17 protein-coding genes are annotated in these 21,901 nt (G+C 70.9%); 9 read left to right on the top strand and 8 right to left on the bottom strand.

Annotation, left to right across the window (positions count from 1 at the left end):
* From HWD93_RS06755 to HWD93_RS06735, 5 genes are all read right to left on the bottom strand, one after another.
* The coding region (locus HWD93_RS06755; RefSeq protein ID WP_374115146.1) for an Ig-like domain-containing protein at positions 1–1,772 on the bottom strand (1,772 nt) is incomplete at its 3' end.
* A gap of 90 nt (positions 1,773–1,862) precedes the next feature.
* Positions 1,863–4,877, bottom strand: a complete 3,015-nt coding sequence (locus tag HWD93_RS06750; RefSeq protein ID WP_261646408.1) for a glycoside hydrolase family 2 TIM barrel-domain containing protein — start codon at positions 4,875–4,877, stop codon at positions 1,863–1,865.
* Positions 4,874–5,809, bottom strand: a complete 936-nt coding sequence (locus HWD93_RS06745; RefSeq protein WP_092384698.1) for a carbohydrate ABC transporter permease — start codon at positions 5,807–5,809, stop codon at positions 4,874–4,876. Before HWD93_RS06745 ends, HWD93_RS06750 begins: the two co-directional genes overlap by 4 nt.
* Entirely contained in the window at positions 5,806–6,903 is a 1,098-nt protein-coding gene (locus HWD93_RS06740) for a carbohydrate ABC transporter permease (protein WP_261646407.1), read from the bottom strand. Before HWD93_RS06740 ends, HWD93_RS06745 begins: the two co-directional genes overlap by 4 nt.
* On the bottom strand, positions 6,900–8,264 hold the full coding sequence (locus tag HWD93_RS06735; protein WP_070417094.1) for an extracellular solute-binding protein: 1,365 nt from the start codon (positions 8,262–8,264) through the stop codon (positions 6,900–6,902). The genes HWD93_RS06740 and HWD93_RS06735 overlap by 4 nt, the downstream gene beginning before the upstream one ends.
* Before the next feature lie 192 nt (positions 8,265–8,456).
* Here HWD93_RS06735 and HWD93_RS06730 point away from each other — a divergent pair, with 192 nt between their 5' ends.
* Positions 8,457–9,620, top strand: a complete 1,164-nt coding sequence (locus HWD93_RS06730) for a Vms1/Ankzf1 family peptidyl-tRNA hydrolase (protein WP_261646406.1) — start codon at positions 8,457–8,459, stop codon at positions 9,618–9,620.
* A 68-nt stretch (positions 9,621–9,688) separates the two neighbouring features.
* Here the strand turns inward: HWD93_RS06730 and HWD93_RS06725 are convergent, their stop codons facing one another.
* A complete protein-coding gene (locus tag HWD93_RS06725; RefSeq protein WP_092384989.1) occupies positions 9,689–10,834 on the bottom strand; it encodes an MFS transporter in 1,146 nt (381 codons plus the stop codon).
* 107 nt (positions 10,835–10,941) lie between these two features.
* Between HWD93_RS06725 and HWD93_RS06720 the strand changes: the two genes are divergently transcribed.
* Positions 10,942–11,643: a GntR family transcriptional regulator gene (locus HWD93_RS06720; RefSeq protein WP_254789385.1), complete on the top strand. Its 702-nt coding sequence runs from the start codon at positions 10,942–10,944 to the stop codon at positions 11,641–11,643.
* Positions 11,644–11,724: 81 nt separating this feature from the next.
* Here HWD93_RS06720 and HWD93_RS06715 read toward each other — a convergent pair whose 3' ends face one another.
* Positions 11,725–11,880: a hypothetical protein gene (locus HWD93_RS06715; protein WP_156794780.1), complete on the bottom strand. Its 156-nt coding sequence runs from the start codon at positions 11,878–11,880 to the stop codon at positions 11,725–11,727.
* A gap of 208 nt (positions 11,881–12,088) precedes the next feature.
* On the opposite strand from HWD93_RS06715, the gene HWD93_RS06710 reads away from it, so the two are divergent.
* The 7 genes from HWD93_RS06710 (at position 12,089) to HWD93_RS06680 (ending at position 20,940) form a co-directional block, all read left to right on the top strand.
* Positions 12,089–13,195, top strand: a complete 1,107-nt coding sequence (locus HWD93_RS06710; protein ID WP_261646405.1) for a LacI family DNA-binding transcriptional regulator — start codon at positions 12,089–12,091, stop codon at positions 13,193–13,195.
* Positions 13,196–13,457: 262 nt separating this feature from the next.
* Positions 13,458–15,188, top strand: a complete 1,731-nt coding sequence (locus HWD93_RS06705) for an ABC transporter substrate-binding protein (RefSeq protein ID WP_254789384.1) — start codon at positions 13,458–13,460, stop codon at positions 15,186–15,188.
* A complete protein-coding gene (locus tag HWD93_RS06700) occupies positions 15,185–16,165 on the top strand; it encodes an ABC transporter permease (protein ID WP_070417091.1) in 981 nt (326 codons plus the stop codon). Before HWD93_RS06705 ends, HWD93_RS06700 begins: the two co-directional genes overlap by 4 nt.
* Positions 16,162–17,094, top strand: coding sequence for an ABC transporter permease (locus HWD93_RS06695; protein WP_070417090.1), 933 nt, complete (start codon positions 16,162–16,164; stop codon positions 17,092–17,094). Before HWD93_RS06700 ends, HWD93_RS06695 begins: the two co-directional genes overlap by 4 nt.
* On the top strand, positions 17,091–18,875 hold the full coding sequence (locus tag HWD93_RS06690) for an ABC transporter ATP-binding protein (RefSeq protein WP_261646404.1): 1,785 nt from the start codon (positions 17,091–17,093) through the stop codon (positions 18,873–18,875). Before HWD93_RS06695 ends, HWD93_RS06690 begins: the two co-directional genes overlap by 4 nt.
* A complete protein-coding gene (locus HWD93_RS06685; RefSeq protein WP_261646403.1) occupies positions 18,872–19,744 on the top strand; it encodes an alpha/beta fold hydrolase in 873 nt (290 codons plus the stop codon). Before HWD93_RS06690 ends, HWD93_RS06685 begins: the two co-directional genes overlap by 4 nt.
* Positions 19,745–19,752: 8 nt before the next feature.
* Positions 19,753–20,940 carry a glycoside hydrolase family 1 protein gene (locus HWD93_RS06680; protein WP_374115147.1) on the top strand — a complete coding sequence of 396 codons (1,188 nt, stop codon included), beginning with the start codon at positions 19,753–19,755 and terminating at the stop codon, positions 20,938–20,940.
* A 62-nt stretch (positions 20,941–21,002) separates the two neighbouring features.
* Here HWD93_RS06680 and HWD93_RS06675 read toward each other — a convergent pair whose 3' ends face one another.
* Positions 21,003–21,899 carry a hypothetical protein gene (locus HWD93_RS06675; protein ID WP_261646402.1) on the bottom strand — a complete coding sequence of 299 codons (897 nt, stop codon included), beginning with the start codon at positions 21,897–21,899 and terminating at the stop codon, positions 21,003–21,005.
* Between the last annotated feature and the right edge of the window lie 2 nt (positions 21,900–21,901).

Here is a 21,901-nt window from a genome sequence, read left to right as displayed (position 1 = left end):
GAGCCGGCACCCGCGCCGCCGCCCGAGCCGGAGCCCGCGCCGCCGCCCGAGCCCGCGCCCGGGCCCGGCGTCGGCGGTACGACCACCGACTCGACGGGCTCCACGACGACCCGGACGACCGCCACCACGGTCTGCCCCGCGTGCGTTGTCACCTGGTACCGCACCGCCGTCGCCGGTCCGGAGAACGACGACTCCGGGGTGAACGTCACCTGCACGCCCTCGACCGTCCAGACGCCCTCGCCGGGGACCCGGAGCCGCTTGCCGTCCGCCGAGAGCTCCGCCCCCTCGATCCCGTCGCCGCTCAAGCGCAGCGAGTCCGGGTCCGCCGAGCTCCCGTCGAGCGGGTCGTTGCCGAGGACGTCGATCGTCACCGGCTCGCCCTGCTTCGTCGTGCCCTCGTCGTCGACCGCGACGGCCTCGGGCAGGACGACCTCGAACGCGGTCCGGTCGGCGTTGTTCGACAGGTCGACGTCGGTCACCGAACCGTCGAGCGCGATCGCGGGGCGGGCTGCGTCGAGGCGGTCGGTCGTGAAGTCCGTGACGCTCTCGACGGGCATCGTGTGGAGGCCCGAGCGGGTCGTCACCGGCACCGTCCCCCGCACCGTGATCGTGACGGCACCGCCGGGCGGGCCCGACCAGTCGGCGGCGACCGCACCCTGTCCCGCCGCGGCGCCGCACGTCGCCCCGGCCTCAGCACGGCACGTCCACCGGACGTCCGTCAGCGGCAGTCCCTCGGTCACCGCCACCGTGCGCGCGACGGCGTCGACCGCTCCGCCGATCGTCGCCGGCCCGTCGTTCACCGACCGTAGCTCGAACGTGACGTCCTCGCCGGGGGTGACCGGCGCGTTCGTCAGCGTGTGGGCGGTCGTGACGACGTCGGTCGGCTGCGTCGCCCGCAGGTTCCGGATCTCGTGGAACTGCGTCCGGCCACCGGTCGATGCGCTGAAGCCGAACCGCACCTGTTCCGGCAGCGCCGTGGCGGGGAGGTCGGCGCTGACGACCTCGCGCAGCTCGCCCGCGTCGGCGCCGGGGTCGGTCGGCTCGGACATGGCGACGAGCACCCGGATCCCGCCGGCGTCGGTCGGCAGGAGATCGATCTGCACGTGGCGGTGCGTGGCCGCCTCGGCCGTGGTCTCGCGGTCTTCGAGGAACCCGTCGCCGAGGTCCCCGGTGGTCGCGAGGACCGGGTAGCACTCGCGCTCCGGACCCCGGACGGTGATCGCGTTCGGGACGACGTCGGGACGCGCGAAGTTGCCGAACCGGTCGAACCCGATCCCGACGACCCCGCCGTCGAGGCCTTCCTCGCAGGGGCGGGTGCCGTCGTGGTAGCCGAGGCCGGCACCGACGGGCCCGATCGCGTCGAGCGGGACGGCGGCGTCCTGCAGGAAGAACCCGATCCCGTCGGCGTACCCGGTGTCCGTCGTGCTCCACATCCGCTGGTCGAACTCGACCGTCAGGCCGTGGCTGGAGTCGTAGGGCGACTCGTTGTAGACGGCGGAACTCACCCGCTTCGTGTCGTCGGTCAGCCGCAGCCACCGTTCGGCGGCGCCGTGGTCGACGATCGCTCCCTGTCCGTCGTCCGTCGCGATCCGGGTCCAGCCGGCGGGCATCGTCGTGCCGATCGGCAGTCCGACGAAGGGGTCGGTGACCGGGAACGGCGCGACCGCGTGCGCGGGGGACGTCGTGGCGACCGCGGTCGCGAGGCCGCCGCCGACCACCACGAGGGCGGTCAGGGCGGCGCTCGCGACGGCGCGCCTGGGAGTGCTGTGCATGGGGTCCTCTCTGCTGGTGGAGAAGACCCTTCCGGACGCCCGACGCAGGCGCAAGGAATATGTATCAGATATACGACTTCCGGGCTGCGCTCAGCCGAGCACGACGCTCCACGAGAACGCCTGCGGCCAGAGCTGGTGCTCCGGCAGCACGTCGAGGCCGCACGCACGCGACCCCAGGCCGTGCTGCGCGGCGTCGAGGTACAGGTACAGGTGCTCCGACACCGGCAGCTCGTAGGGGTGCATCGCGCGACCGATCTGCTGCGCGGTCCACGGCGACAGGGTGAACCCCGCACGGTGCGAGCCGACGGTCGACACGGTGAACGGCCCGACCGACAGCTCGCGCAGCGACGGCCGGTGCCCGGTCTCCTGCGGCATCGAGTACTCGACGCCGAGCGACCGCACCGGTGCCGAGAAGCGTCCGACGCGGGCGGCGTGCGACGAGTCCGCGTACGACTCGAGCGGCCCCGTGCCGAACCACGACGCGTCCGAGTCGGCCAGGGACGCTGGCAGGTCGAACCGCACCCCGATCCGTGGCCACGTGACGTTCCACGCGCCTAACGGCACCGCGTCGGTCTGCAGCAGCAGCCCGGCGTCGGTCAGGGTCCAGCGGTGCGTGACGTCGACGCCCCACCCGCTGTTCGCCGCCGCGACGCGGACCCGCTGCTCGAGCCCGGTGTCCGTCCGCGACACCGACACGAGCCGGTGCGTGAGCCGGTCCAACCCACGTTCCCGCCAGCGTGTGGCCGACGGGGGAGCGTCCGGGTCGCCCACGCCGTGCGTCAGCACCGGCTCGGCCGTCTCGTACCCGCCCTGCGACGCCAGGCTGTCGTTGTCGGTCGGTGCGCGCCACAGCTCGAGTCGCGGCCCGGCCACCTCGTGCCCCTTCCAGGACACCAGGTCACCGCGGGCCGAGAACGTCCCGTCCCCGAGTCGGTCGCCGTCCCACCCCTGACCGGAGGCCCGTGGCACGTCCGTCTCGCGCGATGCGACGAGCGTCTGGGTCCGTGCCAGGACGTGGCCGGTGTCCGCCCACGAGGTCGGCCCCGCCAGTTCCGCCGTGACGTCGAACCACAGCTCGTCACCGGGTGCGAGCGCCGCGGCCGCGGCCTCGAGCACCTCGTCCGGCACCGGCACCGTGGCCGAGGACCGCGCCGTGACGACGCCCGGCGCGAACCGGCCCTCGTGCTCCACCACACCGTTCCGGGACAGCGTCCAGTGGAACCGCAGTCCCGCGGTCGAGGCCGAGTGGTACCGGTTCTCGATGAGCACGGTGGTGTCCGACGCGGACAGCCGGATCGGCGCCACGACGGCCGCGAACTCCGCCAGCCCCGGCGTCGGGGTGTCGTCGGGCAGCACCAGGCCGTCCATCACGAAGTTGCCGTCGTGGACGACCTCGTGGAAGTCGCCGCCGTACGCGTAGTAGGGCCGTCCGTCGAGGGTGTGCGCGAGCAGCCCGTGGTCCCGCCACTCCCACACGAACCCGCCGTGCAGCCGCGGGTACTTGTCCACGAGGGCCTCGTACTCGGCGATCTGGCCGGGTCCGTTGCCCATCGCGTGCACGTACTCGCAGTGGATGAACGGCTTCGACCGCTGGCGAGCCGCCTCGGCCGGGCCGCAGCCGAGCAGGGGCGTTGCCGGACCGCCGCCGATCGACTCGGTCTCCTGCAGCGACGGGTACATGCGCGAGTACACGTCGGTGTAGGCACCCGTGTAGTCGCCCTCGTAGTGGACCGGACGTTCGTCGTCGCGCTCGTGCACCCACTGCGACATCGCGGCGAGGTTGCGGCCGGTCCCGGACTCGTTGCCGAGCGACCACATCACGATCGACGCGTGGTTCTTGTCGCGCTCGACGGTCCGCGCGATGCGGTCGAGGTACGCGTCGCGCCAGGCCGGGTCGTCCGACGGGTTGCCGACCCAGCCGGTGAAGATGAACCCGTGCGTCTCGAGGTCGCACTCCAGGATCACCCAGAAGCCCATCTCGTCGGCGAGGTCGAGCACGCGGGGGTGGGGCGGGTAGTGCGACGTCCGGATGGCGTTGACGTTGTTCCGCTTCATGAGCGCCATGTCCGCGCGTGCGTGTTCCTCGTCGAACACCCGACCACGCACGGGATGGGTCTCGTGCCGGTTCACGCCGTGGAACACCACGCGCTCGCCGTTCACCAGGAACCGATCGCCCTCGATCGACACGGTGCGGAAGCCGAGCCGCAGCGACACGGTCTCACCACCGGCGCTCCCACCGGCTGCGGTCCCGGTGGACAGCGTCGCGTCGTACAGCGTCGGGAGCTCGGCGCTCCACGGCTCGACACCCTCGACGGTGATCGGTCCGACCTCGTCGGCGGACGCCCACGAGACGTCGACGCCGAGCGCGGGCACCGTGAAGCGCACCGGGAACGCAGCATCGACGGTCGGGAACGAGATCGTCCCCGTGCCGGTCGACGGTCGGCCGGACGCCGCTGTCCCGGCGCTCGCCGCACTCCCGAGCACGGCTGTCCAGCCGGCCTGCACGAACACGTCGTCGATCGGGGCGGTCGGCCGCGCCAGCAGCGTGACGTCGCGGAAGATCCCGGGCAGCCACCACTGGTCCTGGTCCTCGAGGTACGAGGCCGCCGACCACTGGTGCACGCGGACGCGGACCTCGTTCGACCCCGGTCGCAGCACGGACGTGACGTCGAACTCCGTCGCGAGCCGCGACCCGGTCGACCATCCGATGACGACGCCGTTCACCCACACCCGGAAGTGCGACTCCACCCCGTCGAACCGGAGCAGCACCCGGGCCGCGGCGTCGAAGGACGACGGGAGGTCGAAGGTGCGGCGGTAGTCGCCGGTCGGGTTCTCCTCCGGCGGGTGCGGCGGGTCGATCGGGAACGGGTACTGCAGGTTCGTGTAGCTCGGCGCGCCGTGCCCGTGCAGCACCCAGTGCGCCGGCACCGGGATGGTGCCCCACTCGTCCTCCGGCCCCGGTTCCGGGACGTCCGCGACGGGCGACCACCGGAAGTCCCATTCCCCGTCCAACGACAGGGCGGGAGCGTCCGTGTGCAGCCAGGCCCGTGGGGCCAGCCGGGTGTCCGAACCGGGGGCGGTGGAGGAGAGTGCGGCGATGGTCAACCCTTGACCGATCCTTCCGTGAGGCCCCCGCGCCAGAAGCGCTGCAGGACGATGATGGCGATGACGAGCGGGATGACCGAGACGAGCACCCCGCCGGTGGTGAGCTGGTAGAACTCCGGCAGCCGGTCCACCTGCGAGCGCCAGTTGTTGAGTCCCAGTGTGATCGGGTACAGCTTCTGGTCGGCCAGCATGATGAGCGGCAGGAAGAAGTTGTTCCAGATGCCGACGACCTGGAACAGGAACACGGTGACGAGTGCCGGCGTCATCTGCCGGAGCACGATCGTGTGGAAGATCCGGAGCTCGCCGGCCCCGTCGATGCGTGCCTGCTCGAGGAGCGCCGTGTCCACCGACGCCGCGGCGTACACCCGGCAGAGGAACAGGCCGAACGGCGAGACGAGGCTCGGGATGAGCACGCTCCAGTACGTGTCGGTCAGTCCCAGCGTCGAGAACAGCAGGAACAGCGGCAGGGCCGTCGCCGTCCCCGGCACGAGCACGCCGCCGAGGATCGTGCCGAACACGAGCTGCCGACCCCGGAACTCGTACTTCGCGAGCGCGTAGCCACCCGCCGCGGCGAAGTACGTCGCGAGGACGGCGCCGACGCCCGAGTACAGGATGCTGTTCGCGATCCAGCGGACGAAGATGCCGCCGTCGTACGTGAACACCTGCTGGAGGTTGCTGAACAGCGCGAAGTCGCCGCCGAACCAGAACCCGTTCGTGGCGAACAGTGCGCCGGTGGTCTTCGTCGCGGCGATGATCACCCAGTACAGCGGGACGAGGAAGTAGATCGCGACGATGACGAGGATGCCCGTCACCACGATCTGCGACTTGCCGGAGCGGTCGAGCTTGCGGCGCTGGTGCGCCGAGATCGACGTGGTGTCCACCGGGACCGCGGTCTTCGCGGTGGCCGGCGCTTCGATGGCTTCGCTGCTCATGCGTCCGCCCCCTTCGTGACGGTGGTGCCGTGGTCCGGACCGGAGCGGCCCTGGAGGTGCGGTGCGGCCTGGGTGGTGACCGTCCCGGCCGACGCGACGCGCGTCTGGAGCGCGGCCCGCGCCTCCTGGCCGTCCCGCTTCGCCCGCTTGCGGCGATCCCGCTCGTCCTTCGGCGGACGGTTCGTCAACGCGAGGAACGCGAACGACAGGATGAACGCTGCCAGCGCGATGATGACCGCCTGCGCACTCGCAACGCCGTACTCGTTGAACGCGAACGCGTTCGTGTAGGCGGCGTAGTTCGGCGTGTACTCGGTGTCGATCGCGGGGGCGACCGTGGACAGGATCTGCGGCTCCGCGAAGAGCTGCAGCGTGCCGATGATCGAGAACACCGTCGTGAGCACGAGTGCCGGCGCGATGAGCGGGATCTGGATCCGCCACGCGACCTGGAACGCGTTCGCGCCGTCGACCTTGGCGGCCTCGTAGACCTCGCCGGGGATGGACTTCAGCTGCGCCACGATGATGAGCATGTTGTAGCCGGTGTACGTCCACGTGACGATGTTCGCGATCGACCAGAGCACGCTGTTCGCGCCGAGGAAGTCCGGTTGGAGCCCGATCCCCTGCAGCAGCGACACGATCGGCGACAGGCCCGGCACGTACAGGAACGACCACAGGATCGTCGCGATGACGCCGGGGACGCCGTACGGCATGAAGTAGATCGCACGGAAGAAGCCCGGCCAGCGGGCGCTCGCCGACTCGAGCAGCAGCGCGAGGATCGTGCAGGCGATGATCATCACCGGGACCTGCACGATGCCGAACAGCAGCATGCGGCCGATCGAGGCGACGAAGCCGGCGTCCTGCAGGGCGATCGCGTAGTTGTCGAACCCGGCGAACCTGCCGACGACGCCGTCCTCGCCGAACAGCCCCTCGCGGTCGACGGTCGTGAACGACTGGAACAGCGCGCTGATGATCGGGATGATGAACGTCAGCACGAACAGGGCGAGGAAGGGTGCGAGCAGGATCCACGGGGCGCGCTTCTGGGCGACCGTGGCCTTCGTGCTCGTGCGGAAGCCGTTCTTCGGCTGCGTCGTGGTCATCGTGCCGTCCTCACGCTGAGGCCCTTGTCCTTGAAGGACTGGACGATCTCCTTCTGGGCGAGCTCCACCGCGTCGGTGAGCTTCAGCCCACTCGTGAGCTTGCGGCGGAACTGGTTCTGCAGACTCGTGAACGCCGACTGCGTCACGGGCGACCAGGACCACTCGACGTTCTGCTCCTGGGCGGCGGGGACGAAGACGTCCTCATTGTAGTTCTGCCCGGAGAACCACTTGCTCGGCTGCTCGCGCTGGGCCCCGATGTAGTCCTTCGCGGGCGACCACCCGATGCCGCAGTACTTGATCATCGCGTCGATGCCCTCCTTCGAGGTGGTCATCCACGTGATGAACTCGAGCGCTTCCTTCGGGTGCTTCGCGTTGGCGAGCACCGCAGCCGTCGAACCGCCGATCGCGCTCGACCCGAACCCGGTGTCGCCCCACTTCTGCATGGGTGCGACCTTCCACTTGCCCTCGCCACCCTGGACGGACTCGATGAGGGCGTCGCCCCAGCTCGCGCTCGTGACGGCCGCGATCTTGCCGCTCGCAGCCGAGGCGTACCAGCCCGGGGAGTACGCGCCGGCGCTCGTGTCGACGAGCTTGTCGTCGATCACGCCGTCGAAGAACTCGGCGACCATCAGGGTCTTCTCGTCGGTCATGTCGACGACCCACTCGTCGCCGTCGACCTTGAACCACCGGGCGCCGGCCTGCTGCGCGTACGCGGCGAAGGGGGAGGCGTCCGAGACCGGGAAGACCTCGAGGTAGTTCTGCGCCCCGGTCTTCCGGACCTTCTCGGCGAGGTCGCGCCACTCGTCCCACGTCGTCGGGGGTTCGCCGCCGGCCTGCTCCAGGAGCGCCGTCTGGTAGTAGAAGCCCATGGGGCCGGTGTCCTGGGGGATGCCGTAGATGCCGTCCACGAACGAGACCTGCGCCCAGGCGGCGTCGTCGTACTTCGACTCGAAGTCCTTCGCGCCGTAGCGGGCGAGGTCGACCAGGCCGTTGGCGAGCATGAACTCGGGGATCTGACGGAGCTCGACCTGCCCGATGTCCGGGCCACCACCGGCCGCGAGCGCGGAGTACATCTTCTGGTACCCGCCGCTGTTGCCGCCCGGGATCCAGTTCGCGGTCACCTGGATGTCCGGGTGCGTCTTGTTCCAGACGTCGCAGACCTTCTGCAGGTCCTTGAGCCAGGCCCAGTAGGTCAGTTCGACCTTCTGCCCGCTCGCGGCGGCGGGGATCAGCGCCGCCTTGTTCACGTTGGTCGAGCCCGGCACCGCGCAGCCGGCGAGCAGTCCGGTCGCGGCCGCGCCGAGGCCGAAGCCCAGCAGTTGTCGTCGGGAGATGGGCCGTCGGTTCGGTGGAGGCGTCATTGCCGGGACTCCGGTTCGTCGTCGAGCGGGATGCCTCCAACCCAACCACAAAACCGAGCGCAGCTGTACTTTCACGAAGACTCTGGACGTTCCCTCCGGACGTGGAACACCGTGCCCCGCCGGGGTGGAGTGTGGGCCAACACGAAACGTCGGGGTCCGTGACAGCCCCGGCATCCGTCGAGAGGAGCTGCCATGACGTCGACCAACGCGACGAGCGAACTGCACGGGATCCTGGGACAGCGGCTGGAGGGCGGTGGGACCTGGGCCTGGGCGTACGCCGACGTCTCCGGCAACGTGGAGGACCCCCGACGGCAGGCGGCACTGAAGCTGCGTGTGGTCGAGGAGGCCCTGCGTGCGCAGGGTGCGACCGACGACGTGGTCGACCTCGTCGCCGGCGAGTTCGAGCAGGAACCCGGCATCCCCTCGCCCGTCACCCGGTACGTGCTGGTCCACGACGGTGCAATCGTGCTGAGCGAGGTCCTGCCCGGGCACCTGCACGGCGCGGAGTCGGTCGGCGTCGGTGCCGTCCCCGACCTCGTGCCGCTCGTCGCCCACCGGCCCGTCGACCTGCCGTTCCTGGTGGTGCACGCCGGCAAGGAGGGTGGAGCCTTCCGTGCCTACCGACTCGGCCACGCGCCGCTCGACGCGACCGGCGGTGAGCAGCAGGTCCAGGGGCGCAACGACACCCTGCACTACGCCAAGGCCGGGACCGGGTGGAAGCAGCCGCACTGGCAGCAGCACACCGAGGAGATCTGGAAGCAGAACTCGTCGGAGACCGCCGCCGCCGTGGACGAGGCCGTCCGGACACTCCGACCCGGACTCGTCGTGGTCGCCGGGGACGTCACCGCGCGGGAGCTCCTCGTGAAGGCGCTGTCCTCGGAGACCCGTGCGCTGACCTCCGTCTTCCCGGGCGACCCCCGCGCCGACGCCTCGTCGAAGCAGGCGTTCGTCGAGCACGTCGAGACCGCGCTCGCCCGGGTCGTCGCCACCCGACGCCACGACCTCGAGGACCTGCTCCGCACCCACGTCGGTCGGGGCGACAACCTCGCGGTGACCGGGCTCGGAGCAGTCGTCGGGGCGCTGCAGCAGGCGCAGGGATCGGTCGTCGCGCTCGACGCCGTGGCGGTCGGGGAGCGGACGCTCCTCGCGCTCGCCGGTGCCCCGTGGGTGGCGACGGCGCCGGAACAGGCTGCCGGGACGCCCGTCATCGGAGCGGTGCCGGCGGTGTGCGCGCTCGTGCGTGCGGCGGTGCTGACGGACGCGGAGCTCGTGCTCGTCAACGCGGCGTCGCTGCCGGGCGGGGTCGCGGCGGCGGCGTTGCTGCGGTGGCCGGTGGGGCCGGCCGTGCCCGCCTGATGCGGTGAGCACCTGACGGACGGGAGGCGCAGTGCCGGCTGGCACCGCGCCTCCCGTCCGTCCTGCGGTCAGTCGTGGGAACGATCCCGCCGGGGCACCAGCGGCAGCGCCAGCAGCGGCAACACCCCCACGATCGAGAACGACGCCGCGAACCCGAGCGCCCCGACGAGCGCGCCGACCCCGGGACCCACGGCGCTCGCCGCGATGAACTGCCCGGTGTTCTGTGCCCCGAGCGCCCGCCCGGACCAGAACGGCCCCGCGGCCTCGGCCACCGACGTGTACGCGAGCCCGTTGTCCGCGACGGTCACGCTCGTGGCGACGACGAGGAACACCGCGGCGGCGGCGAGGTGCGTGGCGTCCACCAGCGCCAGCAGCCCCATCACCACGGCGGCGCTCACCGCGACGATCCGCAGCGGGCCGACGCGCGAGGCGGCGCGGTCGCTCCAGGCGCCGACGAGGATCCTCCCGACGGCGCCGACGAACTGCGACGCCCCGACGAGCAGTCCCGCGGCCGGGGTCGACCAGCCGAGGCCGACGAGCCACACCAGCCCGTACGTGGACAGCGTGAACTGCGGCACGACGAGCAGGACCGACACCGCGTGGATCCGCCAGAGGAACCCGTTCGCCCGGTACGGGTTCGCGACGTGCTCCACCGGGGCGTCCGCACGCGCGGGGCGGGGCGGGTTCGCGATGCCGATCGCGCACAGCACGGCGAGCACGGCGCACAGGACGACTGGCAGGACGAGGGCCGCGCGGATGCCGTCCGCCTCGGCGAGCTGCGGGACCGTGACGGCCGCGAGCGTCACCCCGAGCGGCTGCGACATCTGCCGGATGCCCATCGCGAGGCCGCGCCGCTCCTTCGGGAACCACCCCACCACGACCCGTCCGCTCGCGGCGTTCGTCGAGGCGCTCGTCATGCCGGCGGCGAGGAACGCCAGGCCGAGCAGCACCGGGTCACCCGCGGCCAGCCAGGCCCCGACGACCGCGAGGGTCGTGAGGACGAGCCCGCCCGCGATGACGACGCGCTCGCCGACGCGGTCGGTGATCGCACCCCAGGCGATGAGCGTCAGGACCATGCCGAACGTCGGTGCGGCGGCCAAGAGCCCGGCGAGGGTGAGCGTCGTGCCGTGGGCGTGCAGGTACGGGATGAGCAGCGCGGGGGCGGACACCACGAGGGTGCCGGCTGCCTGGGCGGCGACGCCGAGGCCGAGCATCGTCCAGGCGCGGGAGGTGGTGGTCACGAGATCGTTTCAGTGTGGAACGGATTGGTATACCATTACGGTATACCATCCGGTCCGGATCGCCGCTAGGCTGGATCGCCGTGACCGAGACGACCGATGCAGCGCCCGTGTCGCAGACGAGCCAGCTCTACGACAACCTCCGAGCCGCGATCCTCACGCTCGAGATCGCCCCGGGGGAGCGCATCTCCGAGCGGGGGCTCGAGGCGCGGTTCCACGCCTCACGGACCCCCGTGCGCGCAGCCCTGTCGCGGCTGGAGCGCGAAGGGCTCATCCTGCACGAGGGCCGCTCGTGGACGGTCACCCCGATCGACCTCGACGAGATCGCCTCGCTCGCGGAACTCCGCGGCGTCCTCGAACCCGCCGCCGCTCGGCTCGCGGTGGCACGCGCGTCCGAGGAGCAGCTCGCCGAGGTCCGCGGCCACCTCGACTCCCTCCGGCCGACGCCCGACCAGCAGGCCGGCATCCGGATGGGCTCGACGTTCCACCTCGACCTCGCCGCGCTCGGCGGCAACCGGTTCATCACCGACGCCATCGCCGACGCACTCACCCGTCTGGAGCGCACGCGCTGGATCGAGGTGCGCACGCCCGAGGCCCGCGACGCCGCATGGGAGGAGCACAGCGCCATCATCGACGCCGTGCGCTCCGGGGATGCGGACCGCGCGGCCGAGCTGCTCGCGGCGCACGTCGCCGGCACGAACGACCGGCTGCTGGCGTGGATCGCGCAGGAGCGCCGGCGTCTGCGTGGCGCCGGCATGGCGATCGTGGGCAGCACCGAGCGCTGACGCGACGGCCGTGCCGTGGACGCGCCCACCTGCGAAGGGCGCGGTGCGGGGCGGACCCGCACCGCGCCTCCGGGAAGGCCGCTACGGTTTCGTCGCCGCGTCCTCGGCCGCGTCGATCTGGTCGAAGATCCAGGCGTTGCCGCCGTCGGAGTGGTCGAGCAGTGCGTCGCGCACCTCGGCCTCGTCGGTGGTGAGCCGGATCGCGCTCTTGCTGCCGGACCGTGTCGATTGGGACATCGCGTCTTCTCCTGTGTGTGTGGGCACCGTCGTTGGTGCGCTTCCTCACGGGACGTGCTGAGGTCGTGACAGTGTCGCGCGCGCTGTCCGGATCGCGCAAGGGGTTTCCGTCACATGTGGGAAAGTCCCGGCCGGCACCATGCCTAGGATGGTCCGGCCGCGCGGCTCGCGGCACGACACCAGCGGACGTCGGACAGGAGGGACGGGCTTGGCCGAGCAGCGCACCGCACCTCCCACGGTCTACGACGTGGCCTCCGCGGCGGGCGTCTCCATCGCCACCGTCTCCCGCGTGCTCCGCACGCCGGATGCCGTCCGCGAGGGCACGCGCGACCGGGTCCAGGCGGCGATCCGGACGCTCGGGTACGTCCCCTCCGGCAACGCACGGGCCCTCGCGGGCAAGCGCACCGGCGTGGTCGGACTGCTGCTGCCCGGGTTCGACGTCGTGCCGGACGAACGCCCCGACCTCGTCACGGACGGCGGCGTGCGGGTCGTCGACGACCGGCGGCACGTGACGCAGCCGTTCTCGTCCAACCTGTACTTCGACGAGGTCCTGCGCGGCGCCGAGACCGAGGCGTGGCAGCGTGGTCTGGCGCTGATGGTGGCCGCGGGGCGGGGGTCCTCGCGGGACGTCATCGTGAACGACGTCGCCGGCCGGGTCGACGGTCTCGCGGTGCTCGCTCAGACGGTGCCCGACGACCTGCTCGAACACGTCGCCCGACGGATCCCGGTCGTGGTGCTCGCCGACGACCGGCGCTCGCACGGGTTCGACTCGGTGAGCGTGGACAACGCCGCAGGCATGCGGACGCTCGGCGCGCACGTGATCGGGCGCCTCGGCATCCGGTCGTCGCTCGTCTACCTGGCGGGGCCGATCGACTCGCCGGACGACATCGAGCGCTCCGCGGGGTTCCGCCAGGCGCTCGAGGACCACGGGGTGCCGGCGTCGTCGGTGCGTGTCGTGCACGGCGACTTCGGGCGTGCGCGGGCCCGGGAGCTCGCGGCACAGCTGCTCGACGGGGACGCCGTCCCGCGGGCGATCGTCTGCTCGAACGACCAGTCGGCGCTCGGGGTGCTCGACGCCGCGGGGGCGCGTGGTGTGCGGGTGCCGGAGGAACTCGTCGTGACGGGCTTCGACGGCATCGACGCGGGTCGGTTCTCGTCGCCGCGGCTGACCACCGTGCACCAGCCGATGGGGGAGCTCGGGCGTGCGGCGGTGCGGGCGATCGTGGACCGGCTGGAGCGCCGCGAGGGGCCGCCGCGGGCGATGCGTCTGCCGGTCGAGGTGCTCCTGCGCGAGAGCTGCCCGCCGTCGCTGTAGGTGGCGGCTGCTGCGCCGGTGTGCGAGCTCCCGCGGCGCCGTCTCGCCGCTGCGAGGTCCCGCGTCGCCGCGTCGCCGCAGTGTGCGAGGTTCCGCGCACCGTGGGACCCTCGCGCCCCCGCACGCTGGTCGGAACCTCGCACACTGCGGTCCGGACCGCCCGCACACGTGCCGCCCCGCGAAACAACCCGCCCGGTTGCGCGACGCGATGTAAGCGCATACATTGTCTCCGTACCGACTCGACACGGAGGTCGACCGAGCAATGACGCTTCCCCCACAGCGCGTCCCAGCGCGCACCCCGGGCACCCGCCGGGGACGGAGAGGCCGCCTCATCGCGGCCATCGCCGGCATCGCGGTCGTGGCCCTCGCGGCCACCGGCTGCAGCATCCAGGTCCGGTCCCAGCCGGACCCGAGCATCGGCAAGGACACGATGCTCATCAACGCGGACCACGGCAACCCGCTGTTCGACCGCAACTTCAACCCGTACATCGCGAACGCCCGCACGGCGAGCAAGTGGATGTACGAGCCGCTCATCGAGATCAACCCCCTCGACGGCAAGGGCACCCCGTGGCTCGCGAGCAGCTGGGACCAGCCGGACGCGCGCACGATCGACATGACGATCCGCAAGGGCGTCGAGTGGTCGGACGGCTCGCCGTTCAGCGCGAAGGACGTCGTCTTCACGTTCGACCTGCTCAAGAAGTTCCCGGCGATGGACGTCAAGGGCGCCTGGCAGCACATCGACAGCATCGAGAGCACGGACGGCCACGTCGTCTTCCACCTCAAGGGCGACGACGTGCCGAGCCTCAACATCATCGGCGCGACGTACATCCTCGGCGAGAAGCACTACGGCGGTGTGAAGGACCCGACGACGTGGCGTGACCCGAACCCCGTGGGGACCGGTCCGTTCGTGCTCGGCAACTACACCGACCAGCAGTACTCGATGGACAAGAACCCGAAGTACTGGCAGGCCGACAAGATCGCCATCAAGCACCTGATCCTCCCGGCGACGAACACGCAGCTCGACACCGTCACGCGCGGCTACGACTGGGCGTACTCCTTCATCTCCGACGTGAAGGGCACCTGGGGAGCGGCGTCGAAGACGAACACGTGGTGGTTCCCGGCCGGCGGCGTCATCGGTCTCATCCCGAACCTGACGAAGGCGCCGTACAACGACGTCAACGTCCGGAAGGGCATCTCCCTCGCCCTGGACCGCGACGACATCGCCGAGACCGCGTCCGAGGGCAACCTGGCGGCGGCGGGCCAGACCGGCCTGATCCTGCCGAACCAGGAGAAGTACCTCAACCCGGACATCCCCGACCAGGGCATGGTCGCGCAGGACGTCGACGCCGCGAAGCAGGCGTTCGCGAAGTCCGGCTGGACCGAGCAGGACGGCAAGATCATGAAGGACGGCAAGCAGCTGTCCATCACGATCATGACCGCGAACGGCTACTCGGACTGGCTCCGCGCCGCGCAGACCGTCCAGCGCAACCTGACGGCCATCGGCATCAAGGTGTCGATCCAGGCACCGCAGCCCGCCGGCTACCAGTCGAACCTCAACAACGGACAGTTCGACATGGCGATGGGCGGCATGGGCAACGGTGACGTCTACCAGGCGTTCAACTCCCTGCTCTCGAGCGACTTCTACCAGCCGGTCGGCAAGTCGACGGTGAACAACTACGAGCGGTACCAGAACGCCGACACGCAGAAGCTCCTCGACGAGTACAAGGCGACGACGGACACCGCGAAGCAGCAGGAGATCCTGAACCAGCTGCAGGAGATCGTGTACGACGACCTGCCCGTGATCGGCATGTACTACGGCGGACTCTGGGGCCTGTTCAACACCGGCAAGTTCGTCGGCTGGCCCAGCGCCGAGGACCCCTACATGGCGCCGCAGAACTACGACTCGGCACCGCTGCTCATCTTCTCGAAGCTGCGGCTCCGCGACAGCGCAGCCGGCCGGGCGATCATCAAGGCCGAAGAGGACCAGAAGTGAAGTACATCCTCCAGAAACTCGTCCTCTTCGTCCTGACCCTCTGGGCCGCGGTCACGCTGAACTTCGTGCTCCCGCGACTCATGCCCGGCAGCCCGACCGACGCCGCCCTCGCGAAGCTCAGCCAGAACGGCCCGGTGACCGACGCCACCAAGAAGGCCATCGAGGCCCAGCTCGGCGTCCCGAGCGGCAACCTCTGGGACCAGTACGTCAGCTACCTGCACCAGGTCATCACCCTCGACTTCGGCACGAGCTACACGTTCTACCCGCAGCCCGTCGGGGACCTCGTCGCCCAGGCCCTGCCGTACACGCTGATCCTCGTCGGCGTCGTGACGATCCTGGCGTTCGTGCTCGGCACCCTGATCGGTGTCGGCGCGGCCTGGAAGCGCGGCACCTGGCTGGACTCGCTACCGACGCTGTCGGGCTCGTTCATGTCGACGTTCCCGTACTTCTGGACGGCGCTCCTGCTGCTGTTCTTCCTCGGCTACGTCCTGCACTGGTTCCCGACCACGGGCGCCTACTCCGCGACGACGACCCCGGGCCTGAACGGTGCGTTCCTCGGGGACGCCCTGCAGCACGCGGTCCTGCCGGCGATCACGATCCTCGTGACGAGCCTCGGCGGCTGGATCATCGGCATGCGCAACGCCATGATCAACACCCTCGGTGACGACTACGTGACCTTCGCTGAGGCGAACGGCCTCCGTGGTCGCACCGTGGCGATCCGGTACGCGGCCCGCAACGCGATCCTGCCGAACCTGACCGGCTTCGGTCTGGCCCTCGGTGGTGTGGTCGGCGGTTCGGTCCTGGTCGAGCAGGTGTTCGGCTACCCGGGCATCGGCTACCTGCTGTTCAACGCCGTGATCGGGCAGGACTACCCGCTCATGCAGGCCCTCTTCCTGATGATCACCGTGTCGGTGCTCATCGCCAACTTCATCGTGGACGTCCTCTACGGCGTCCTGGACCCGAGGACGCGCCGATGACCACGATCGCAGTTCGCACGCAAGCAGAAGAACCCACCGCCCCGAGCAAACTCCGAGCCGCCGCCCGCCAGTTCGGCGTCGTCTGGAGCAACACCAAGGCCCGGATCGGCATCATCATCCTCGCCGTCTTCGTGATCGTGGCGATCTTCGCCCCGCTCCTCGCCCCGTACGGCGCGAGCCAGAACGGGTTCGCCCGGAGCGCCGACGCCACCGGCGCGCACTGGATGGGCACGACCGCCGCCGGCGAGGACGTCCTGTCGCAGATCATCTACGGCGCCCGGATCTCCGTGCTCGTCGGTGCCGTCGCGGGGCTGCTGTCCACGCTCGTCGCCGTCGCGATCGGCCTGAGCTGGGGCTACGTCCGCGGCTGGATCGCCGAGGTCATCGGGTTCATCGTGAACCTCTTCCTCGTCATCCCCGGCCTGCCGCTCATGATCGTCATCGCCGCGTACCTGCAGAACGGCGGCATCGCGGTCATCATCGCGGTGATCGTGGTCACCGGCTGGGCCTGGGGCGCGCGCGTCCTGCGCAGCCAGACGCAGTCCCTCCGCGGTCGTGACTTCGTGACCGCGGCCCAGTTCTCCGGCGACGGCGCGACGCGCATCGTGTTCCGCGAGATCCTGCCGAACATGACGAGCCTCATCGTCGGCTCGTTCTTCGGCGCGGCCACGAGCGCGATCCTCGCCGAGGCGGGCCTCGAGTTCCTCGGACTCGGCGACTCGTCCATCGTGAGCTGGGGCACGATCCTCTACTGGGCGCAGAACTCGAACGCCCTGCTGACCGGTCAGTGGATCCTGCTGTTCGCCCCGGGTCTCTGCATCGCACTCCTCGCGATGAGCCTGACCCTGATCAACTTCGGCGTCGACGCCGTGTCCAACCCGCGACTGCGCGAAGGCGCGCGTCGCAAGCGCAAGGAGGCCACCGCATGAGCGGCTCGCGTTCCGAACCGATCGACGGCCTGGAGGCGCGGGACGGCGCCGCCACGCGCCTCCCGTCCGACACCACGAGCGCCACGCAGGACGTGCTGCTCGACGTCCGCGACCTGTCGGTCGTGTACGAATCGGCCGGCCAGGAGGCCGTCCAGGCCGTCGACCACGTGTCCTTCCAGCTGCGGAAGGGCGAGTTCGTCGGCCTGGTCGGGGAGTCGGGTTCCGGCAAGTCGACCCTCGGCTACGCGCTGACCCGGCTGCAGAAGCCGCCGGCTCGGACCAACGGCGGCAACATCTTCTTCGGCGGCCACGACATCCGCGACCTCGACGAGGAAGCCCTCCGGCAGCAGCGTCAGGGCGGGTTCGCGATGGTGCTGCAGTCCGGCATGAACGCGCTCAACCCGGTGCGGACCATCCGCAACCACTTCATCGACATCTTCACGGCCCACGGCCACGTGTCGCGTGATCGCTGGGACGCCCGGATGAAGGAGCTCATCGAGAAGGTGAAGCTCCCCACCGCCATGCTCGCCCGGTACCCGGGAGAGCTGTCCGGCGGCATGCGGCAGCGCGTGTCGATCGCCCTGGCGCTCTCGCTCGAGCCGCAGCTCATGGTGTTCGACGAGCCGACCACCGCGCTCGACGTCCTCGTGCAGCACGCCGTGATGGACACGATCATCGAGCTGCAGCAGTCCGAGGGATTCACGGCCATCCTGATCAGCCACGACCTCGGCATCGTCCTCGAAGCGACCGAACGCGTGCTCGTCATGCACGAGGGCCGCATCGTCGAGGACGGCGGCTCGAAGGAGATCCTCCGCGACCCGCAGGACGAGTACACGCAGATGCTGCTGTCGCACTACGCCGACCCGCGTGCCGAGGTCGTGAGCCTGCCAGGCTTCCCGGACCGGTCGCAGCGCGATCCGTCGGCGACCCGCCAGGAGACCACGACGTCGTTCAGCACGGTCGGCTCCCGCGAGCGCAGCGCCGCCCGCAACCCGATCGTGGTCGAGCACCTCGTCAAGACCTACCCGGCACCCCGTCGCGGCGAGCAGCCGGTGCAGGCGGTGCGCGACGTGTCGTTCACCCTCGAACCCGGGCAGTCGCTCGCCCTCGTCGGCCAGTCCGGATCGGGCAAGTCGACGATCGCGAAGATGCTGACCGGCGTCGAGAAGCCGACGACCGGCACCGTCCGGTTCGGCGACACGGATGTGGCGAAGCTCGGGAGACGGGGGCTGAAGGACCTCCGCTCCGAGGTGCAGATGGTGTTCCAGGACCCGTACGCCGCGCTCAACCCGCTGCACACGGTCGAGTACACGCTGTCCCGCCCCGTCGCGAACTACACGAACCTGCGCGGGCGCGATACCCGGAAGCGCGTGCTCGAGCTGCTCGAGACCGTGGGCCTGACGCCGGTGGAGCAGTTCGCGCAGAAGCTCCCGCACCAGCTCTCGGGTGGCCAGCGCCAGCGCGTGGTCATCGCCCGGGCGCTCGCGTCCGACCCGCAGGTGATCATCGCGGACGAGCCGGTCTCGATGCTCGACGTGACGCTCCGTGCCGGGGTGCTCGCCCTGCTCGAGGACCTCCGCGAGCAGTGGGGCGTCTCGCTCCTCTACATCACGCACGACCTGCTCAGTGCGCGCCTCATCACGGACGACATCATGGTGCTGCACGACGGCGCCGTGGTCGAACGGGGTCGCACGGCCGAGGTGCTGCAGCACCCGCAGGACGACTACACGGTGGCGCTGCTCGACGCGGTGCCGAACCCACGACGGGCGCTGCTGGCATGAGCACGCTCCGCGACTTCCCGTCCGTTCCGCCGTTCGGCCACCTGCCCACCCCCGAGGGGGTCGACGTCGTCGGCATCGACCTCCCCGTCGGCCGACTCACCGCCTACCGCGTCGTGCCTCCCGGGCCGTCGAAGGGCACCGTCCTCGTCGTCCCCGGGTACACCGGCTCGAAGGAGGACTGGCGCACGTTCATGCCGCTCCTCCGGGACGCCGGCTGGACGGCGGTGGCGATCAGCCGTCGCGGCCAGGCCGATTCGGCGCGCGCATCGGGGCCGGACGGCTACCGACTCGAGGAAGAGGCCGCCGACGTCGTCCGGGTCGCACGACTGCTCGACGACGGCGCACCCGTGCACCTCATCGGCCACTCGCTCGGCGGCGTGATCGTCCGCGAGGCGGCCATCGCCGACCCGAGCGCCTTCCGCGACGTGGTGCAGTTCTGCTCCGGACCGTACGGCTGGCCCTACCGCAAGGTCGCCGAGCTGACGATCCTGCACGACACCGGCGGCAACCTCCGCCAGCTGTTCGACTCCACCAACCCGCTCTGGGCGTACCGGCCCGACGAGGAACTCCCCGACGACCCCCGGTTCGTCCGTGACCGCTTCGACGCGCACGACCCTGCGAGCGTCGTCGCCGGCGGCCACATCCTCGAGGACCACACCGACTCCTCCGCCGCACTCCGCGCCACCGGGCTCCCGGTGCTCGTGACCCACGGCGAGTGGGACGGCGCCTGGCCGATCCCCTGGCAGCGGCAGATGGCGGAGGACACCGGCGCCGTCTACGAGGTCATCCCCGAGAGCTACCACGGCCCGCAGGTCGAGAACCCGTCGGCGACGCTCCACACCTTCGACCGCTTCCTGTCACAGCACTGAAAGGCACGATCATCACCACGCTGCAGTTCCCGAAGGGCTTCCTCTGGGGCGCCGCCACCGCCGCGCACCAGATCGAGGGCAACAACGTCAACAGCAACTGGTGGGTGCACGAGCACGAGCCCGACACCACCATCGTCGAGCCCTCGGGTGACGCCGCCGACAGCTACCACCGGTACCGCGAGGACATCCGCATCGCGGCCGACCTCGGCCTGAACTCCTACCGGTTCAGCATCGAGTGGGCGCGGATCGAACCCGAGCGCGGGTTCGTCAGCCGGGCCGAGCTCGACCACTACCGCCGCATGGTCGAGACCTGCCACGAGTTCGGCATCGAACCGATCGTCACGCTCATGCACTTCACCGTGCCGCGCTGGTTCGAACGCGACGGCTTCTGGCGCGCCCCCGACGCCGCCGACCTCTTCGCCCGCTACACCGAGGCCGCGCTCCCCGTCGTGCAGGACGGCGTCCGCTACGTCTGCACGATCAACGAGCCGAACATCGCGGCGATGCTCGCCGGCGGTGAGGACGCGGCGAACCTGGTCGCCTACGGCCTGCCCAACCCGGACCTCGGGGTCGCCGACGCCCTGCTCGCCTCGCACAAGCGCTCGCGGGAGGTCCTGTCGCAGGTGTCCGGCCTTCAGTCCGGCTGGACCATCGCGACGCAGGCGTTCCGGTCGAACGGGGAGCCCGGCGCCGACGAGATGCTCCGCGAGTACGGGTACCCGCGCGACGACTGGTACCTCGAGAACGCCGCCGGCGACGACTTCCTGGGCGTGCAGGCCTACACCCGCACCTTCATCGGAGCGTCGGGCCCGCTCCCGGTGGCCGACGACGTCGAGACGACCCTGACCGGGTGGGAGTTCTACCCCGAGGCCTCGGCCGACGGGCTCCGCAGCGCGTGGGAGCTCTCCGGGCACGTGCCGCTCATGATCACCGAGAACGGGATCGCCACCGCCGACGACTCCCGCCGGGTGGCCTACACGCAGGGTGCCCTCGAGGGGATCCACGCCTGCATCGAGGACGGCATCGAGGTCCTCGGCTACCAGCACTGGTCGCTGCTCGACAACTACGAGTGGGCGTCGGGCTTCCGCCCGACGTTCGGGCTCGTGTCGTGGGACCCGGTGACGTTCGCCCGGACGCCGAAGGACTCGGCGCGGTGGTACGGGCGGGTCGCCGCCGCCAACGCGCTCACGGTCTGAGACCCAGCCGGAGGGCGGACGGGAGGCGCGGTGCCAGCTGGCACCGCGCCTCCCGTCGGTCGTCAGTCGCCTTGGGTCGGCTCGTGAGCCGGCCGGTCGAACCAGGCCAGGAGGATCTCCTCCGCCCGGCGTGAGCCGCGCTCGTGGGCGATGTCCATCGCGGTGCGCCCCTCGGCGTCCTCGACCCGGACGTCGGCACCGCGTTCGAGCAGTGCCTCGGTCGTGCCGCGGTTGTCGAACCAGACGGCCGCGTGCAGCGGCGCGAAGCCCCACCGCGGGTCGACCTCGTCGATGCCGGCGGGGTCCTGACCGATGCCGTCGAGCGCCAGCGAGAGGCCGCCGACGTCTCCGTGCGCCGCAGCCCGCACCGCCGGGGTCGCCCACTCGACCCAGCCGTCCGGGACCGGGCCGTGCCAGCCGTGGGCAGGGCGTGACTCGAGCGCTGCCCAGTCCTCTTCGTCGACCGGCCGCACCTCGATCACGACGTCGCGGAAGTGGATCGCGAGCTCGCCGGTGGGGGAGACGAGCAGGCGGAGCTCCCAGACGTCGGCGTCCACGTGTGCGATCTCACCGCGGGAGACGTGGACGTCACCGGCCAGCAGGTCGAGCGCCTCCGTGTCGGACGGATCGAGCACGGCACGGTCGAAGCGGAGGGACACCCGCGCGTGGTTCCACCGGCGCCAGAGGCCGTCCGGGGTGTCGAGCACCTCGTCGTTGCGGACGACGAACACGGCGTGGACGGTGTGGGTCGGTGTCGCGTCGACGCCGGCGTCACCGTGGCGGCCGGCCTCCTCGATGCGCCAGTTCTGGATGCGGGACTCGCTCCACGTGACGGACGCGAGGGCGGCCACGGACGGCGGGGCGTCGGTCACCAGGCGTGCGAGGTGTTCGGGGTAGCCGTCGACGTCCTCGAGGGAGACGTACCCGACGGCGGGCCAGCCCACTCGACTCCATCGCACGA

This window comes from Curtobacterium sp. C2H10 (assembly GCF_025407985.1).
Lineage (GTDB): Bacteria > Actinomycetota > Actinomycetes > Actinomycetales > Microbacteriaceae > Curtobacterium.
Note: the sequence above shows the minus strand (reverse complement) of the source record. Positions and strands in the feature narration are given on the sequence as shown.

What these genes read in the sequence shown, in the direction of transcription:
- HWD93_RS06715 (WP_156794780.1), bottom strand. Translation starts at nt 11,880, where the DNA reads ATGTCCCAATCGACACGGTCCGGCAGCAAGAGCGCGATCCGGCTCACC.
- HWD93_RS06735 (WP_070417094.1), bottom strand. Translation starts at nt 8,264, where the DNA reads ATGACGCCTCCACCGAACCGACGGCCCATCTCCCGACGACAACTGCTG.
- HWD93_RS06725 (WP_092384989.1), bottom strand. Translation starts at nt 10,834, where the DNA reads ATGCTCGGCCTCGGCGTCGCCGCCCAGGCAGCCGGCACCCTCGTGGTG.
- HWD93_RS06685 (WP_261646403.1), top strand. Translation starts at nt 18,872, where the DNA reads ATGAGCACGCTCCGCGACTTCCCGTCCGTTCCGCCGTTCGGCCACCTG.
- HWD93_RS06690 (WP_261646404.1), top strand. Translation starts at nt 17,091, where the DNA reads ATGAGCGGCTCGCGTTCCGAACCGATCGACGGCCTGGAGGCGCGGGAC.
- HWD93_RS06705 (WP_254789384.1), top strand. Translation starts at nt 13,458, where the DNA reads ATGACGCTTCCCCCACAGCGCGTCCCAGCGCGCACCCCGGGCACCCGC.
- HWD93_RS06695 (WP_070417090.1), top strand. Translation starts at nt 16,162, where the DNA reads ATGACCACGATCGCAGTTCGCACGCAAGCAGAAGAACCCACCGCCCCG.
- HWD93_RS06745 (WP_092384698.1), bottom strand. Translation starts at nt 5,809, where the DNA reads ATGAGCAGCGAAGCCATCGAAGCGCCGGCCACCGCGAAGACCGCGGTC.
- HWD93_RS06740 (WP_261646407.1), bottom strand. Translation starts at nt 6,903, where the DNA reads ATGACCACGACGCAGCCGAAGAACGGCTTCCGCACGAGCACGAAGGCC.
- HWD93_RS06730 (WP_261646406.1), top strand. Translation starts at nt 8,457, where the DNA reads ATGACGTCGACCAACGCGACGAGCGAACTGCACGGGATCCTGGGACAG.